The sequence below is a fragment of the Treponema sp. genome, from assembly GCF_052169735.1.
Classification (GTDB): domain Bacteria; phylum Spirochaetota; class Spirochaetia; order Treponematales; family Treponemataceae; genus Treponema.
Genome location: NZ_JBQNBW010000058.1, coordinates 1 through 17,177 on the forward strand (window position 1 = coordinate 1; position 17,177 = coordinate 17,177).

Here is a 17,177-nt window from a genome sequence, read left to right on the forward strand (position 1 = left end):
AAAGATTTACGGGAAAAAGGGTTTCTTTATGTGGATAAAACAGCATACCTTTTTCACTTGGCAACCAGCAGTAAGGTCTATTTCCTCAGCCGCCCGCGGAGATTCGGTAAAAGTTTATTTCTTTCAACACTCGCTGCATATTTTCGCGGACAAAAAGAGCTGTTTAAAGATTTGTACCTTGAAAAAGCCGAAGAGGAGCAAGCTGCACAAGAAAACCGAACCCCATGGCAAGTATATCCGGTGCTGTATTTTGATTTTAACATTGGTCAGTATCTTGAAAGCGAGGCTTTGAGCGAACGGCTCGATTCTTTATTAAAGGAACAGGAAAGCCTATACGGTATACTCGTTGCAAAAGAAGAAAAGCCGTTTTTTGCCTCACGTTTTGAACGGCTGATAAAGGCTGCATATAACAAAACCGGCAAACAAGCCGTTATTCTTGTAGACGAATACGATAAGCCGCTTTTACAAACGATGGGTGTCAATGAAGAGCTGAATGAACACTACCGTAATACGCTCAAAGCCTTTTACTCGGTGATTAAAACCTGCGATGAATATATCCGCTTTGCGTTTTTAACTGGGGTAACAAAGTTTAGCAAAATCAGCATTTTCAGCGATTTGAATAACCTGCGTGATATATCAATGGAAGAAGACTATGCTGGTATTTGCGGTATTACACAAGAAGAGTTGGAAACGACCTTCCAACCGGAGATACAATCACTCGCAACACGGCAGAATATGGACTATCCGCAGGCATTAGCAGCCTTAAAGCAGTGGTATGACGGCTACTTATTCCACCCGGCAGGGAAAGGAATGTACAATCCCTTTAGTGTACTGAGTGCCTTAGTCAAAAAAGAGATTAAAAGCTATTGGTTCGGTACGGGAACTCCGACCTTTTTAGTCAACTTCTTAAAAGAAGCGCATTATTATATTCCCGATCTGGACGGAAAGGTTGAACTTGATGAAGAAGGCTTACAAACCTATCGGGCGGTTGCTCAAGATGCATTGCCGATTCTGTTTCAAGCAGGGTATTTAACGATTAAGACATACATCCAAGAAGCAGGGATGTATCGGCTTGGCTTTCCGAATAATGAAGTCCGATATGGCTTTTTGAAGAATCTGCTGCCTGCGTATTCGGGACTGCCGTTTGTGGAGACGGGAAAATCGGTATGGAAGTTTGTGGAAGATATTCGAGCGGGGAATGTAGAAGGGGTTATGGAGCGGCTCAAGGCGATCATTTCCGGTATTGCGTATGATAGCTTCACAGAAGAAAACTTGAAACTGCGGGAACAGAACTACCAGACAGCGGTGTATCTCGTCTTTACGCTCATGGGACAGTTTGTACAGACAGAGGTACATTCTGCAATGGGAAGAGCTGACTGTGTACTTAAAACGGCTGATAGTGTTTACATATTCGAGTTTAAGCTCTCCGGCAACGGCAGTGCGGAAGATGCCCTGAACCAAATAAAAGAGAACGGCTATGCGGAAAAGTACAAGGCTGATGGAAAGAAGATTGTGCTGATAGGAAGTTCTTTTGACGAAGAAACACGCACGATTAAAGACTGGAAAACCGAAGCGCTGGAAAAATAACCCGCCATGGATGGCGGTGGTGCAATACAGAAGCAAGTTTTTCGCTAGAAAAACTTGCCGTCGAACAGCGTACACGGACGTACGCTGTTCAACAGTGCCATGGATGGCGGGGGTGCAAATCAGAAGCAAGTTTTTCGTCAGAAAAACTTGCCGTTGAACAGCGTACACGGACGTACGCTGTTCAACAGCGCCATCCATGGCTGAAATGAGCCAAAATTCACGTTCAAAAATGTAGGGAACCTCTAAAAACTTCAAGCCTATCGGCTTGTTCTGTAAGGAAATGATGCATCATATCCGCTGAAGCGGACTGCGAATCAGTTTTGAGAGGTTTCCCTTAAATTTAATTTGCGATGTTTTGTTTAAGTCTTCGTTTAATAATGACTTAAACAAAACTCGTCGGGCATCTCTAAAAACTATACCTGAGTTTTTAGAGATGCCCTGTACAAGGATGTATGTTTTGACGAGATGGTTGCACTCGGTTTTAATCCCCTCATGTTAGATGCGGAATGTGAACATTACCCCTCCTCACGAATAACAACTCATTTTTCATAAAAAACAAGAAGTTCTATTGACATTACAATCAATTTGCTGTATATTTATGTTGTAAGTTAATTAGAACAGCAGTTCAAACAGCTTACACGGATTTCATGGAAGGGCAAAAGAAATGCCCGAAGGAAGTTGCGATAGACATATCAACAAAAATACTGTTGCATTTCAAAGAAGGTGCATGATGACACAGACAGAACGGCGGCTTTTTTTAATTGAATATCTCCTTGCAGAAAATCCGCACTACAGCGGAGTGCAGATTCCCGAAGGCGAAACCGAACAACACTATCTTCTCCGTTCGCTCGTAAATGTGCGGCCGGCTGATCCTGTAAGTGAAGCATTTTTGCGTGTACAAGATGAGTATCTGCAGGAAGAAAATAGAACACGCGGTATTACTGACATCGCGGATTTAGTACCGGTGTGCAATGATCTCTACCTTTGGCACGGCGATATTACGACGCTCAAAGTTGATGCAATCGTGAATGCAGCGAATAGCGGAATGACCGGTTGTTGGCAGCCCTGCCACGCCTGTATTGATAACTGCATTCACACATGTGCAGGAATCCAGCTCCGTGCTGTGTGCGATTCGATGATGAAAAAGCAAGGACATGAAGAGCCGGTAGGGCAGGCAAAAATCACGCCTGCGTTTAATCTGCCGTGCAAGTTTGTGCTGCATACTGTCGGGCCGATAGTAGACGGACCGCTTACGCAAACCGATTGTGATTTGCTTTCATCATGCTATACATCGTGTCTTGACGCGGCAAAAGCTCATGGTATTTCTTCAATCGCATTCTGCTGTATTTCAACGGGTGTTTTCTGCTTTCCGCAGGAAGAGGCTGCGCAAATTGCGGTCGCTGCGGTCAAAAAGTGGAAAGAGACAAAAGAGCAAACAACGCTGCGCCCGGACATGGCTGGGGCTGCTATGCGCATGAAAGTTGTGTTTAATGTGTTTAGCGAAAAAGATGAAGGGATTTACCGGAGGATTTTATATGAGAGAAGCTATTGAGCAATTAAAACAGATTATTTCCGAAGCGGAAACCATTGTCATCGGCGCAGGAAGCGGTCTTTCCACTTCGGCAGGCTTCACCTATTCGGGTGAGCGGTTTGAAAAATACTTTTCCGATTTTGCAGTCAAGTACGGTTTTCAGGATATGTATTCAGGCGGATTTGCTCCTTTTGCCTCGCTTGAAGAGCGTTGGGCATACTGGAGCCGCTATATTATGATAAACCGGTATATGGATCCGCCAAAACCGGTTTATAACAACATACTTTCGCTTGTACGGAACAAAGACTATTTTGTGCTTACGACAAATGTAGATCATTGTTTCCAAAAGGCAGGTTTTGACAAGGAACGGCTGTTTTATACGCAGGGCGACTACGGGCTGTTTCAATGCAGTGAACCGTGTCATCACAAAACCTATGACAACGAAAAACAAATCCGCGCAATGTGGGAATTCCGCAGCAAGATGAAAATCCCATCAGAACTTGTACCGCATTGTCCTGTCTGCGGAAAACCGATGAGTATGAACCTTCGGGCAGATGACACGTTTGTTACAGACGAAGGCTGGGATCAGGCTGCCGCTCGATATCAAAGGTTTATTTTCAGCCGCTTAAATAGCGTGGCTGAAAAACACTTCGACTTTGCCTTTCGGCAAACATCGATTATTGACGTATGCGCTGATCGCGCATCAATGCAACAGTTTTCAGAAACTGATGTTTCTTCAACTGCTGCATCTCAAGGAAGTTTTTTACAAAGCCGGAATATAACAAGCTGTTCCGGTCAACAAAAAGGAACGGGGAACGTGTTGTTTCTTGAACTGGGTGTTGGAAGAAACACTCCCGGAATTATAAAGTATCCGTTTTGGCAGATGACGGCAAAAAACCCGAATGCACAGTATGTTTGTATCAATTTTGGGGAAGCGTTTGCACCGTACGAAATAGAAAAACAGTCGCTCTGTATCAATGATGACATTGGCGGGGTTTTGCAGGAGCTACTATAAAAAATGAAATAAGGGAATGGGGATGTAGAAAAAGTAACCAACTTTTGAGACGGTCCCTGTTCTCTATAAAAATAAGATAAGGGTTGAATATGAAAATCAGTGTTCGTTTTACAGCAGCGGTTCATACGCTTTTGTGCATTCAATATTTTGAAAAGGATATGCGCGTTACTTCCGATTTTATTTCTGCGAGCACCGGAGTCAATGCTGTTATCATACGGAAGATTTTGCTGCAGCTGCAAAAGGCGGGATTGGTAAGAACTGCGGCAGGGGTCGGCGGTTCATACTTGGCACGGAAGGCTGATACAATCACGCTGCTGGATGTATACAACGCAATCAATGAGGGTGCAGAGGAGCGGGAGGTTTTTAATTTCCATCCGAATCCAAATCCGCAATGCCCTGTCGGAAGTAAGATTCACCGTGTGCTTGATGCCGCATTGCACGAAGCTCAACAGGCGATGGCAGATTCGCTTAACAAAACAACGATTGCCGATTTAGGAGCGGGAATAACGGTAAATCCTCTCTGACAGCAGAGTATTTTTATACGGACGAACCGGTAGAGGGATTTGACAATGCGAATAATCGCTTAGCCATTTTGGGAAGAAAGACGCGGTACACTTCAAAACAGGATTACCAAACTCATTTTATAAAAACCTGAGATGAAAATCCGCAAGGACTTAATCAACACCTTCGGCGCGGCATGTGAATATTAACTCTGCACGAATAAAAATCCCAGTTGAATATGATATCGGAAAAGTTATCCACATTGTTATATGCTGCAGCAGTTCATTGCGAACGGCTACACCGAGATAATCTGATCATTGAACAACGCTAGTACCCTAATTGATCCCATCGAGCGGCAGCTTGCCCTGCGGGGTATAATCGCCGAGCAATGCGGCAAACCCTGCGGTAAAAGACACGGGGGCATAGCTGTATAAGGCAATCGCTGTAGGAATTTCAGGAATCCCGGATAAAAAAACCGGGGAAAGGCAGGAGAAAATAATGTATTTTTTCCGAGGATATGCTTTGTACAGCTGTTGTAAGAGCTGCAATGATGAATCATTAGCAAGGCAGAAGATAATGGTATCGCTGACAGCTGCCTTTGACAAAAGCCCATCCGATAAATTACTGGTTTTTGCCCCCGGAAAACGCTTGAGTCCTGCCTGCAAAAACGCTGAGTAGCCCCCTGCCAATAAGATTTTTTCACTCGGCTTTGCGGTATAGGGAATATACTTATTCCGGACAATAGTTACAGCCCGTGCTGCCAGCGAAAGAAAAAACGCCTGCCCTTCCGCATCCGGCAGCTTGTCAGCAACGGTATACACATCGGGATAAAGCGGTACAGCATTACCGCTCTTAAAATACCGCAGCTTTGTTTCGATAATCCGGTAGGCAGCATCCTTTACCCGCAGCCGGAATGCAGGAGTAGTTTGCATCCGTTTGAGATTTTCCGTCCAAAATGCATCGTACAGTCGCGGTGTTGTAGAAGATTCAATAATATCGTTTCCGGCTTCCAACGCAAGCTGTACCGCTTTATCGACTGCACCGGCATAGCGGATTGCTCCGTGCATCATCATATCATCGGTGATAACCAAGCCTTTAAACCCAAGGTGCCCGCGCAGCACTGTTTGCAGTAAGTACCGTGAAAAGGTCGCCGGTTCTCCATGCTCCGACACTGCGGGAAAATGGAGGTGCCCCGTCATAATAGCAGGTACGCCTGACTCAATTAAATACTGAAACGGAATAAGCTCGCGGTTATAGAGTGTTTCTTGAGAAATAGCAATGCTCGGCAATTTGCCGTGGCTGTCTAACGCAGTGTCTCCATGCCCGGGAAAATGCTTCGCAGTGGTGAGTACCCCCGCCTTTCTGCTTCCCTGCACAAAGGCACGAGCTAAAATGCCGGCTGCTTCCGGGGACTGACCGAAAGAACGCGGCCCAATAATTGAAGATTCGTGATTGGTGTAGAGGTCTACCGTCGGTGCAAAATTCAGGTTAATCCCGAGCACCGATAATTCACGCGCAATGTAAAACCCTTCGTAGTAGGCATCAATGGGATAACCGGAAGCGCCGATTGCCAGATTACCGGGGGTTTCAGAGGTAAGCCCCTTGACATGGCGTATCCATCCTCCTTCTTGATCCGTTGCAACAAAGAGCGGAATACGGAAGCGGGTACTATTGGACTTTTTCTGCAACAGCCCGACCGCTTTTGCAAGTTCAACGCTGTCCTCCGTATTCCATCCGAATATCTTGATGCTGCCCAAGCTCCGTTCGGTAATCCAGTCCATCAGCAGATTAGTAGGTTCCTGTCCCGCCCAGCCGAACATAAAGGTTTGCGCCAACAGTTCTTCATCCGTCATCGCATCGGTAATCCGCGCAGCAAGCTCTGCTGCCGGTACGGAATCATAAAAATCAGGCAGTGTTTTAAGCGGAGCAGTCTGAGCGCCGAGCTGCACACTCAGTACCGGCAGCGCCAAGAGGGCGCTGCATATACAAAAAGAGAAAAAACGCCGGAGATTCAAAGTACTTAACTGCGGAGATTATCAATGTAGGCAGCAGCAGTATGGGCCGCGATAGCTCCATCGGCAACTGCAGTAACCACCTGCCGGAACGATTTAGCGCGCACATCTCCCGCAGCATAAAGTCCCTCTACCGAAGTACGCATATCCTCATCGGTAACGATATATCCCGCCGCATCCTTTTCAGCGTCAGGAACAAGCTCCGTATTTGGCTTCATCCCGACAAAAAAGAATACCGCATCGCAGGCAAGCTCCTGCTCTTCTTTTGTTTTTACGTTCTGCAAAATCACCGATGTTACCGCTGTACTTCCCTTTATTTCCTTGACAGTGGTATCAAAGATTGCTTTGATGTGCGGGTTATTCAGCGTACGGGTTACAAGCGCTTTTTGCGCCCTAAATGAATCACGGCGATGTATCATCGTAACGGTATCTGTTAAGTTTGAAAGGAAGAGCGCTTCATCACAGGCTGCATCTCCGCCGCCTACTACGACAATGTGCTTTTTTCTAAAAAACGGTCCGTCGCAGGTAGCGCAGTAAGATACCCCTCTGCCCCGCAGCTCCTGCTCACCTTGAATACCGGGACTCCGGTGTTCCGCTCCTGTTGCGATGATCACGGTAAGCGCTGTGTATGTTTTATCGGACGTTTTTACCGTAAAAGAAGCGTCAGCATTTTTTGTAAGCGCTTCCGTTTTTGCTGTGGTAAATTCAGCCCCGAATCCGGCAGCTTGTTTGCGCATATTTTCAGAAAATTCAAAACCGTTAATCGGTTCCGCATAGCCGGGATAGTTTTCCAGCGAATCAATCAGTATTGCCTGTCCGCCCGGCGCTTTTTCTTCTATTACTAACACTTTTAAATTTGCCCGGCACGCATATTGCGCAGCAGCCATCCCCGCTGCACCGGCACCGACAATAATTATATCGTAATCTGTTTTCATATCTTCCAATGTACGAAAAAAATACCCTTGCGTCAATTCTCAGTGGACTATCGAATACATTAGAGATGCTCATAATATAAAATTATCGGATTACAGAAGCTCTGATATGCTCGATATATGAATTTTCCGGGAAAATTGCCGATCGGTGTACAGAGTTTTGGAGTATTAAGGTACCCCTTTTTTAACTTAAGGAAGGATGTTACTACCTGCCGTTGCTCGGTTACGCTCTTTGCCGGGGTTGTTGATTTCGCTTGCGTAAGCGGAAAAAATGGAGTACACTAAAACTGAAAGAACATCAATGGGTAACTTTTGCAGTCTTTTCATATTTTTAAAAGCTGCCCTAACGATAAGAGGAGACTTTATTATGGATAGTAAAACAATTCTTGCATCTGCACAGCAGTATATGGCAGAAGAAAATGACCCAACCTTTGTAAAAGAAGTAGAAGCTCTTATTGCAGAAAATAACGAAAAAGAGCTGTTTGACCGTTTTTACCGGACATTGGAATTTGGAACAGGCGGTTTACGCGGAATGATCGGCGGCGGTACCAACCGTATGAACCCAACCGTAATTAAAAAAGCGACACAGGGTCTTGCCGACTATATTATAGAAACTTTTCCGGAGAAAGCAAAAAGCGGTGCATTAAAAGCTGTTATTGCCCATGACTCACGCCGTTATTCAGATGTATTTGCAGAAGCTACCGCACTTATCTTTGCAGCAAACGGCTTTACAGTCTATCTCTTTTCGGCACTCCGCCCAACTCCTGAACTATCCTATGCAATTAGAAAGCTCGGCTGTGATACCGGTGTTGTGGTAACAGCTTCTCACAATCCCCCTCAATATAATGGATACAAAGCATACTGGAATGACGGCGCTCAGGTTATTCCGCCCCACGACAAGGGCATTATCGACAAAGTAAATGCCGTTACAACCGTTAAAATGATGAACCGTGACGAGGCTGTGAAAGCGGGAAAGCTCATTATTATTGATAAAGAAATAGATGAACAATATTGGGAAAGCGTAAAAGCAAAGCTGCACCGCGGTGATCTTATTAAGGAGATGTCCAAGTCTGTTAAGATTGTCTACACCCCGCTGCACGGTACCGGTGCGATGCACGTTGAGAAAGTGCTTGGCGATATGGGCTTTAGTGTCTTGACTGTACCGGAGCAGCGTGAGCCGGACGGAAATTTCCCGACAGTCAGCTACCCGAACCCTGAAGACCCGGCTGCTTTAAAAATGGCGATTGAGCTAGCGGAAAAAGAAGGTGCTGACATCCTTATGGCTACCGACCCCGACGCAGACCGTTTTGCCTCAGCGGTAAAAGACGAAAACGGAAAAATGCACCTGATTACCGGAAACCAAATGGGAGCGCTCTTTACGGACTACATCTGCTTGACTGCAAAAGAATTCGGCGTAATGCCCGAAAAGCCGGCGATTGTGCGCTCCATTGTAACATCGAGACTCTGTGACCGCATTGCAGAACAATACGGAGTGAAAACCTTTGAATGTTTGACGGGATTTAAATGGATTTGCAACAAGGCTGATGAGATATCCAATCAAGGTTATCACTATATCTATGGTTTTGAAGAAAGTTACGGCTATAACTTTGGAATGGAAATCCGCGATAAAGACGGCATCGCTGCCTCCGCCATCTGTGCCGAAATGGCGTTGTACTGGCGTAAACAGGGGAAGAGTCTGTTAGAGCGGTTGGATGAACTCTTTATACAGTACGGCTGCTTCTGCGAAACAACCATCAACAAGGTATTTCCTGGTGCGGAAGGTGTTGAAATTATGAATAATATGATGGCAAAACTCCGCAAGTCTCCATTAATAGAGATCGGTGGCGAAGAGGTATGGACCGTCTGGGATGTAAAGCACTCAGTTCTCTACAATCCCCGCACGCCGGAAAAGACATCGGCGATATACATCCCGGTAAGTGACGTGCTGCGGTATTTCCTTGGAGATGGAACAACTATCAGTATCCGCCCGAGTGGTACCGAACCCAAGATCAAAATCTATATTATTCATCCTGAGTTTATGAGTGAGAATAACAACGATCTTGCAGCTGCGAAGAAGCGGGCTGAGGAAAAGGTTGAAAGATTTACTCGAAGTCTAAACTACGATCTTAAATGACAAGTTATGATTGGCTGGCTGCCGTGTATGACACGGCAGTCTTTGTTGCATTTGACACGGAAACAACCGGGCTCGATCCCGTTACGGGCAGGATTGTAGAAATCGGAGCAGTAAAGTTCGATCGGCGCGGTCCCATTGCCCGGTTTAATATGCTGATGAACCCGGAAATGCCGATGCCGGAAGAAGCGGGCAAGGTTAACGGTATTACCGATGCGATGCTCAAGGATAAACCGCTGATAGCCGATGTTTTTCCTGATTTTTTTGCCTTTATCGGTAATGCTGTGTTGGTTGCACATAACGCACCCTTTGATGTAAACTACATCAATGCGGAGTTAAAACGGGCGGATAAACCTCCGCTGACGAATAAGGTTGTAGATACACGGATTTTTGCCAAAGAAGTATACCCCGGTCTTTCCAGCTATGCCCTGCAGGATCTTGCGGTGCAGCTTGGTATAACAGCTTTGGAAGCGCACCGGGCGGAAGATGATGCCCGTGTTTGCATGGAGCTTTTTGATAAAACGCTTACCCGCTTTTTAAAGAACAATACCGAATTGGTAGAAAAAATCCGCGGCGAAACAAATGCGGAAAGTATCCTTTCTACCCCTGAAGTGCAAGAAGAAGCTGATAAAGATTATTCCCGGAGTTTATTTTGATAGCAGAAACACGAGAAACAACCTCGATACAAAATCCTTTTGGCGCACCGGTGTATTATTATGCCCGAACTGCTTCGACCCTGCAAACAGCCCGTGCTTGCATTGCGGACGGCTGCCCGAACGGCACATTTATTTATGCAGGGTATCAGACAGAGGGACGCGGACGTATATCCGGCAGGCAGTGGCTTTCCCCTGCAGGAGAGAACTTGCTGGGTACACTTATCTTACGGCAGGCGGCTTCTACCGATTTTACCCTGCGGATCGGGCTTGCGGTCAGTGAGACCATCGACTCGTTTTTACCGCCTGCGGTAAAAACCGTGGTAAAATGGCCGAATGATGTTTTTGTGAACGGTAGAAAGATCGCCGGTATTCTCTGCGAGAGTGCAGGCGGCTGTATTCTTGCAGGGATAGGAATAAATATCCTGCAAAAAGATTTTCTGCGAGAGATCGAACATTCAGCAACGTCGCTCGCTCTGGCAGCCGGTTCCAGCCGATGTCCTTCGTTTGAAACGCTCATTCCTGCGTTGCTTACACGTATTCAAAGCTGCCTCACTCGGAATGACTGGAACGAAGAGGTCTCACGCCGCTTATTAAGCCGCGGAACGATGGTACGCTTTATGCGCGGACAGCAGGAAAAGGATATTATTACCGGTGTCCTTACCGGAATTGCGAAAGACGGAGCGCTCTGCATTACTGCCGACTCAGGTAAAGAGAGCAGGTATTATTCAGGTGAGCTGCTCTATACATAAGGGCATACGGCATAGCGTAACGAGAACTAGACACTTCTAAAAACTCAGATATAGTTTTTAGGGGTGTCCAACTGTTAAATAATGGATGATCCTTACCGATAATTGAAGGCGATGATGTGTAGAAAAAAACTTAGGGCAGTATTGTTTCTCTTTGTAGGTGTGTTGAGTTTAGCCTTTGCTAATCCGGCAGTTTTTGAATTAGGCGGAAAAAACGGCTGGGGAATGCTGCAGTATACGGAAAATATACAAATGTGTCCCGGAAAGTACGGAAATCCGGGGATTTCGCTTAGCAGCAGTGTCCCTAAAATCACGCAGCAAACGGATATGTATGTGAGTTTTGACTCTCCCTCTATACTCGAAGAAACAAGTTCTTACACGGTTCAGTCTTCAAATATGCGTTTTGCCGGAAGCACGCAAGCAAAGTTCGGCAGCGGTGCTGCGCTTTGTAGTCCTCATGCAAAAACAGCAGGGCTTGTGCTTCGTCCACAGCAAGGTTCGTTTTTTGCAGGGGAGCGTTCTACCGGTTCGTTTAGTATTGAATTTTGGATTGCTCCTTCAGTTGCGGAAAACGGCAGTGTTATTTTGCAATGGTACTCTTCTTATTTTGAACGAGACCGGCTGACCGATCAGCATATTCTGGCACAAATTATTCAGAATAAACTGGAGTGGAACTTTTTTAATATTTGGCAGGATAAGTACCAAAATGGCATTTCTATTCAACTGAGAGGTCGCACAAACCTTATTCCTTCTCAGTGGTCGCATCATCTCATCACTTATGATGAAGAACTCGGTCTCTTAGAATACCGGATGAACGGGCACACGGAAAACATCGTCTATATCACTGAAAACGGGCGGGAAAGCGATGCCGTTCTCCTTTCAAAGTTGGGGAATAGCGCTGCGGTGTCCATTGGGGTGCAGTATGCAGGGTTAATTGATGAGCTGAAGGTTACCCGGCAGTTTATAGAACCGCCAACATTTGCCGAACAAGCTGCATTATTTGACCGCTATCATTTGAATGGGGGTCGCTTTGAATCCCTCATTCTGGATTCGGGAGGTTCCTTATCAGAGGCGAAGAAAGTAACTGTTTCTGCGGATACTCCGGTACAAACCGAAGCGGTGTTTTTTATCCGTTCAGGAGAGAACCGCTATGCGTGGACAGAAACGGAGCCGGAATGGAAACCTATATGGAGCGGGCAAGCAATTACCGGGATGACAGGGCGCTTTTTTCAGATTGCAGGAAACCTGTACCCCACTGCAGACGGGCAGAAAACCCCGATTGTGCATTCTATCAGTTTTGAATACGAAAAAGACAGCGAACCCTTACCGCCTGCACGGCTTTTTGCTGCTCCAAAGGATGGAGCGATAGAGCTTTCATGGACTCCGTCTATCGATTTTGATGTAAAGGGATATAAGGTATATTATGGTGAACGGAAAGGAGAATATTTTTCACCCGGATCGCCAATCAATGTCGGGAAAGTTCTCTCCTATCGTATACCGGATTTAAGCAATGGCAAAATCTATTTTTTCACGGTAGCAGCCTATGATGATTCAGACGGAACGAGAGTTGGCTCTTTTTCGCAGGAAGTATGGGCACGGCCACGGAAAGAATAACCATTTAATATAGAGGAACTATGTCGGAATCACTTGATTTTATCTTTGAGCGGGCAAATTCTGCATTAATTACACAGGATTTTGAATACGCTGAACAGTTATTGACCAATACTTTAAAGAAGTATCCAGATATGTCTCCGCTTGATAAGGAAAAGATTGAAGGCTTATTGGCGAGGATATATGCTGATGAAGGTGATCTGGACAGATCATTAGCTGCATATCTTAGGCTATATGAACGGGAACCCGATAATGTTGATTTAATGATTAACCTCGGGCGTATTTACCGGCATTTGGAACGCTATGAAGATTCTCTCAAAATACTGGAAAAAGCCCGGTCAAGTACCGAAGAAAGTGATGAAATCCTCTATAATCTTGCAAAAACCTATAAGCGCATGCGGAATTATGATAAGGCTGCAGAGTATTTCTCCCGTGCAATAGAAATTAAGCCCGATCATGCGCATGCGTATGACCAGCTCGGCAATTTATATGCCCTTACCGGAAAAGTTGAGCAAGCGATTGACATCTATAAAGACGGTTTACGGGTAGATGCTAATCATCCATATCTAAACTTCCATTTGGCAGGGCTGCTCCGTCAAGAAAAGCGCTATGAAGAAGCGATAGTCTATTATAATTCAGCGCTTCGTGTTAACCCTTCATGGGGAGAGGTTTTATCAGGAATCGCGGCAGCGTATTTGCAGCTTGATAAGTTGGACGATGCGCTCAATACCTATCGGTCGCTGCTGCGGGTAACGGGAGAAAACGCTACTATTTATACGGAACTAGGTTTCCTTTTTGAAAAAAAACAGTTGCCGCAAGAGGCTGAACAGTATTACTACGATGCTCTTGTTATTGACCCCGGCTATGCACCTGCTGCCCTTGCCTTAACGCGGCTTTTAGAGAAAAAACAGCAATATGATGAAGCGCTCCCAAAACTCCTAAGCGCAGAAACTGCCCCGGTGAATGCTGATAATCATCCTTTACGCTTAAAAGCGATCCAAATGTGTATGTATGCTAAAGATTATGCAAAGGCTCACGAACTCTTTGGCAGGCTTGGTGAAGAGCATAATAATGATCTCAATACACTTAAATTACGGGGGCAGCTCTGTGCCTTAACCGGAGAAACCGAAAAAGCTGAGGAGATATTTAAAAAGATACTCCAAACAGCGCCTGCCGCGATCGACTTCCGGCGAGAATTGGCAGAACAGTACCTGCTTGCCCATAAGTATGCAGAGGCAAAAGAGCAGCTCAACTTATTTTTGAAACAGCGCCCAACAGATATTTCCGCTTTAATGGCTTTGGGTAAAACGGAAGAACTGCTCAATGACCCGCAGGCAGCATATCAGACATATCAAAAAGTTCTTGAAATACAACCAAATGCCTTTGAGGCTCGCTCAGCGCTGTCAAAGTTTTTTCAAAAGCACGGGGATACTATCGAATCCTTAAAGACCGCAAATGAAATACTGAACTTACAGAGTTCCGGAACGGTGGAAGACCAAGCGCATAATTTAGCGGAAACAATCGATTTATATGAACGGGCTGCTGAAAATTATATGACTGATCCACAGTTGACAAAAAATCTTGAGCAGCTTAAGCATGATGATAGCCATCTCTACGTTTCGCCGGAAGAATTGACTCAGCAGCCGGACTCTTCACTTGCTGCTGCACAGCTGATAAAATCGTTGAAGTCTGCAGCGCACAAAGAATCGGAAGTTCCATTTGATCTTTTAATAGAAGAGGCAGAAGATATTGAAGAGCTGCCTACCTCAGATGATGCCGATATACTGCATCTTGCAGAGAGTCTTGATGCTGATGTACCTGCTGAGGAAGTTCTTTCTGACTTTGGTGAAGATTCTTTCCGCAGCTCTGGTTTCGCAGGGGCTGGAGAGAATATTAGTACATCAGCTCCACCGCCGTATGCTGATTCGCAGATGCCGCATGAGTATGCAGCTGATGGGTATCACGCGGATGGTTTGCAGGAGAAACAGCACACACAGTCGTTTGAGGTACCTCCTGAAGAAGGCAAGTTTTCCTATGCAAATATGGATAATATTATGCCTTCTTCTCCAGTGGAAGACCTCTATTTAAAGCCGGAAAATATCCGCAACATACCTCTTGGACAAGTACGGTTTTCGGAACATGGAAGCACGGATTTACCGGCAGAGGAAAATACGGTATCGCAGCGGCAAAATCTTATTGCACGGTCGGATGCTGCAATCAGCAGATTGGAGCAGATGAATACTTACGGTACGAGTGTGGACTTCTTGCAGGATGTTAATTCCGATATTGACAAGCAGCTGGATGAAAAACAGTACAGTAAAGTGATTGAGCTTCTAGCCGATAGGATAGCTGATAATTTAAGCCGCAAATTGCCGCTTCAGCCGGTAGCAGAGCGGTCTAAAGAAGCGAAAGACGAATTGAGGGAAGAAGATATAGCCTATCTTCAAGCTGAACCTGATTCGGAAGAATTATCCCCTTTTGCACAGGACAGTCCTGATGAAGTGATTATTACCGAATACTCCGAGCCGGATACCGCAGTAACGGCAGAGACTTCAAAGCTAGAGGATTTTGTCGAAGTGGATGCGGAAACGTTTTCTGAGTTTCAGTCTGGTGCGGATGATTCAGAAACTGGCACCAGCTTATCTCCTACATCTAAAGAGGACGATGAAGACGTATCCTATGATGAACAGCTCGTTGCTGCTGATGCTGCGTCTATGGAACCGCAAAGAATAGAGACCGATGAACAGCTGGACGATGCAGCCGTTGTTGATACTGAACCGCAATATGTCAATCAAGACGGAACGCAGCCCTTTAACCTTGATACAGAGCAACAAAATCTTTTATGGTGTCATGCAAAGCATCGAGTAAAAGAGTCTCCTGCTCTTGAAAACTACCTCAATACTGCAGATCCTGAAAAATTAGCCCAGTTGTTCCTCTATTTGCGGAATTTATTCGATTTTTTACCGGAAGAAGAATTGTCTGTTTTTCTCAATAGCAGTGAGAGAATGCAGATATGCTATATTATTGCCCGTTTGTCCGGAGAACTCGGTTTAAAGGACCGTGCTGAAATACTACAGCAGACAGGTACTGCGAGAAATGCAGCGCCCCCTTATACTGCTGATGCAATTTGCGGCTTACTCAAGTATTTGCGTGATTTGAGTACTGCGGTGCCGGATCAAGGGATGGGGACACGGATACGGCAGGAGTTAGAACAGCTGATGGCAAAGATGTCATCGGTGTTGGAAGACGTTACGCTCTAAGTATGCGTTAGATTCTGAGAAATATTCTATATTCATAGAAAATAATTGAAAACAGGTACCATAGTACCCGATCAGATAAAGATTGATGAAAACAAGGAGAAAAAAATGGAATTACATCGGTATATTGATCATACGCTTTTAAAACCAAATGCGCTTGAATCGGAAATTATTGCTCTCTGCGAAGAAGCAAAACAGTATCATTTTGCGTCCGTATGTGTGAACCCCTGCAATGTAGCGCTTGTCAAAAAAACACTTGCAGGATCGGATGTTATGACATGTAGTGTTGTTGCTTTCCCTTTCGGTACGCAGACAACGGCAGTTAAATGTGCAGAAACGGAACAGGCTTTGCAAGACGGCGCTGATGAGATTGATATGGTTATCAATATCGGGAAACTCCTAGAAGGTAATATCGATTATGTTGAAAAAGAGATCGCAGCTCTTGCAGCTCTCTGTCATACTAAAAACGCTCACTTAAAAGTCATTGTAGAAACCTGTTACCTGTCAGAAAAAAATATTGCTGATGTGTGTGCAGCGGTTGAGCAGGCTGGCGCTGATTTTATCAAAACATCGACAGGTTACGGTTCACGGGGGGCATCTCTTGATGACATTCTGTTATTCAAAAAATACCTCAAAAAAGATACAAAGATAAAGGCTTCAGGCGGAATCCGCAGTAGGGAAGATGCTCTCAAATATATTGAAGCCGGCTGTGCACGTATCGGTACAAGCAGCGGCATTAAAATTATCGAAGCTGCAAAATAATCAACAACCCCGACGCAAGTGTCGGGGCACAGTGTTTAATGTTTCGCACTGTGTGTTCTATAAGGTGGTTGCAGTCGGCTTTAATAGCCTTTTGTTACGACGCGGAGCGTCGGGGTATTAAACCCTCCGCACGAATAAACCTGTTCGACAACGCAGTTATTAAACAGGTCCATTGAGCTGTTTCAAATCAGCCGTATGATTGACTCATTTAAGATTTTTCCGTATATACCGATACTGAAAATGTCGGTATAGTAAGGATTGTTGAAACTAGTGGTAAGTACCGGATATTTCCAAAAACAGTTTGTTTTTGGAAAATTTTTGATCAAACCTATTCGGAAACTTCCGTTTTAGAATAGGTCTATTGATGTTTATGCCGATGAATAGGATTCCCGGTATTATTTTATGGCAAGCGCAAAAGGGTTTTAGAATGAAAGAC

The 17,177-nt window shown here is 45.2% G+C and carries 12 protein-coding genes; 10 read left to right on the plus strand and 2 right to left on the minus strand.

Annotated features, from left to right (window positions below; genetic code table 11):
- The 4 genes from ACTTJ8_RS09375 to ACTTJ8_RS09390 form a co-directional block, all read left to right on the plus strand.
- Window positions 1-1,587: ATP-binding protein (locus ACTTJ8_RS09375; RefSeq protein ID WP_442721023.1), on the plus strand; the 1,587-nt coding region annotated here is incomplete at its 5' end.
- Between the two features lie 730 nt (window positions 1,588-2,317).
- Window positions 2,318-3,139: a protein-ADP-ribose hydrolase gene (locus ACTTJ8_RS09380; RefSeq protein WP_442716202.1), complete on the plus strand. Its 822-nt coding sequence runs from the start codon at window positions 2,318-2,320 to the stop codon at window positions 3,137-3,139.
- Window positions 3,123-4,133 carry an SIR2 family NAD-dependent protein deacylase gene (locus ACTTJ8_RS09385; RefSeq protein ID WP_442721024.1) on the plus strand — a complete coding sequence of 337 codons (1,011 nt, stop codon included), beginning with the start codon at window positions 3,123-3,125 and terminating at the stop codon, window positions 4,131-4,133. Before ACTTJ8_RS09380 ends, ACTTJ8_RS09385 begins: the two co-directional genes overlap by 17 nt.
- Before the next feature lie 89 nt (window positions 4,134-4,222).
- The gene (locus ACTTJ8_RS09390) at window positions 4,223-4,657 is read left to right on the plus strand and encodes an Rrf2 family transcriptional regulator (RefSeq protein WP_442716197.1); all 435 of its coding nucleotides are present in this window, start codon (window positions 4,223-4,225) and stop codon (window positions 4,655-4,657) included.
- A 312-nt stretch (window positions 4,658-4,969) separates the two neighbouring features.
- Here ACTTJ8_RS09390 and ACTTJ8_RS09395 read toward each other — a convergent pair whose 3' ends face one another.
- Together ACTTJ8_RS09395 and trxB are read right to left on the minus strand one after the other, a co-directional pair.
- Window positions 4,970-6,604: a glycoside hydrolase family 3 protein gene (locus tag ACTTJ8_RS09395; protein WP_442721025.1), complete on the minus strand. Its 1,635-nt coding sequence runs from the start codon at window positions 6,602-6,604 to the stop codon at window positions 4,970-4,972.
- A 50-nt stretch (window positions 6,605-6,654) separates the two neighbouring features.
- The gene (trxB, locus tag ACTTJ8_RS09400) at window positions 6,655-7,581 is read right to left on the minus strand and encodes a thioredoxin-disulfide reductase (RefSeq protein WP_442721026.1); all 927 of its coding nucleotides are present in this window, start codon (window positions 7,579-7,581) and stop codon (window positions 6,655-6,657) included.
- Between the two features lie 364 nt (window positions 7,582-7,945).
- Between trxB and ACTTJ8_RS09405 the strand changes: the two genes are divergently transcribed.
- From ACTTJ8_RS09405 to deoC, 6 genes are all read left to right on the plus strand, one after another.
- A complete protein-coding gene (locus tag ACTTJ8_RS09405) occupies window positions 7,946-9,712 on the plus strand; it encodes a phospho-sugar mutase (RefSeq protein ID WP_442721027.1) in 1,767 nt (588 codons plus the stop codon).
- Window positions 9,709-10,365: a 3'-5' exonuclease gene (locus tag ACTTJ8_RS09410; protein ID WP_442716193.1), complete on the plus strand. Its 657-nt coding sequence runs from the start codon at window positions 9,709-9,711 to the stop codon at window positions 10,363-10,365. Before ACTTJ8_RS09405 ends, ACTTJ8_RS09410 begins: the two co-directional genes overlap by 4 nt.
- A complete protein-coding gene (locus ACTTJ8_RS09415) occupies window positions 10,362-11,114 on the plus strand; it encodes a biotin--[acetyl-CoA-carboxylase] ligase (RefSeq protein WP_442721028.1) in 753 nt (250 codons plus the stop codon). The genes ACTTJ8_RS09410 and ACTTJ8_RS09415 overlap by 4 nt, the downstream gene beginning before the upstream one ends.
- Before the next feature lie 111 nt (window positions 11,115-11,225).
- Window positions 11,226-12,725 (plus strand): LamG domain-containing protein, encoded by a 1,500-nt coding sequence (locus ACTTJ8_RS09420; RefSeq protein WP_442716191.1) that lies wholly within the window; start codon window positions 11,226-11,228, stop codon window positions 12,723-12,725.
- Between the two features lie 20 nt (window positions 12,726-12,745).
- Window positions 12,746-15,982, plus strand: a complete 3,237-nt coding sequence (locus tag ACTTJ8_RS09425; RefSeq protein ID WP_442721029.1) for a tetratricopeptide repeat protein — start codon at window positions 12,746-12,748, stop codon at window positions 15,980-15,982.
- A gap of 105 nt (window positions 15,983-16,087) precedes the next feature.
- On the plus strand, window positions 16,088-16,741 hold the full coding sequence (gene deoC, locus ACTTJ8_RS09430) for a deoxyribose-phosphate aldolase (protein WP_442716189.1): 654 nt from the start codon (window positions 16,088-16,090) through the stop codon (window positions 16,739-16,741).
- Window positions 16,742-17,177: the final 436 nt, after the last annotated feature.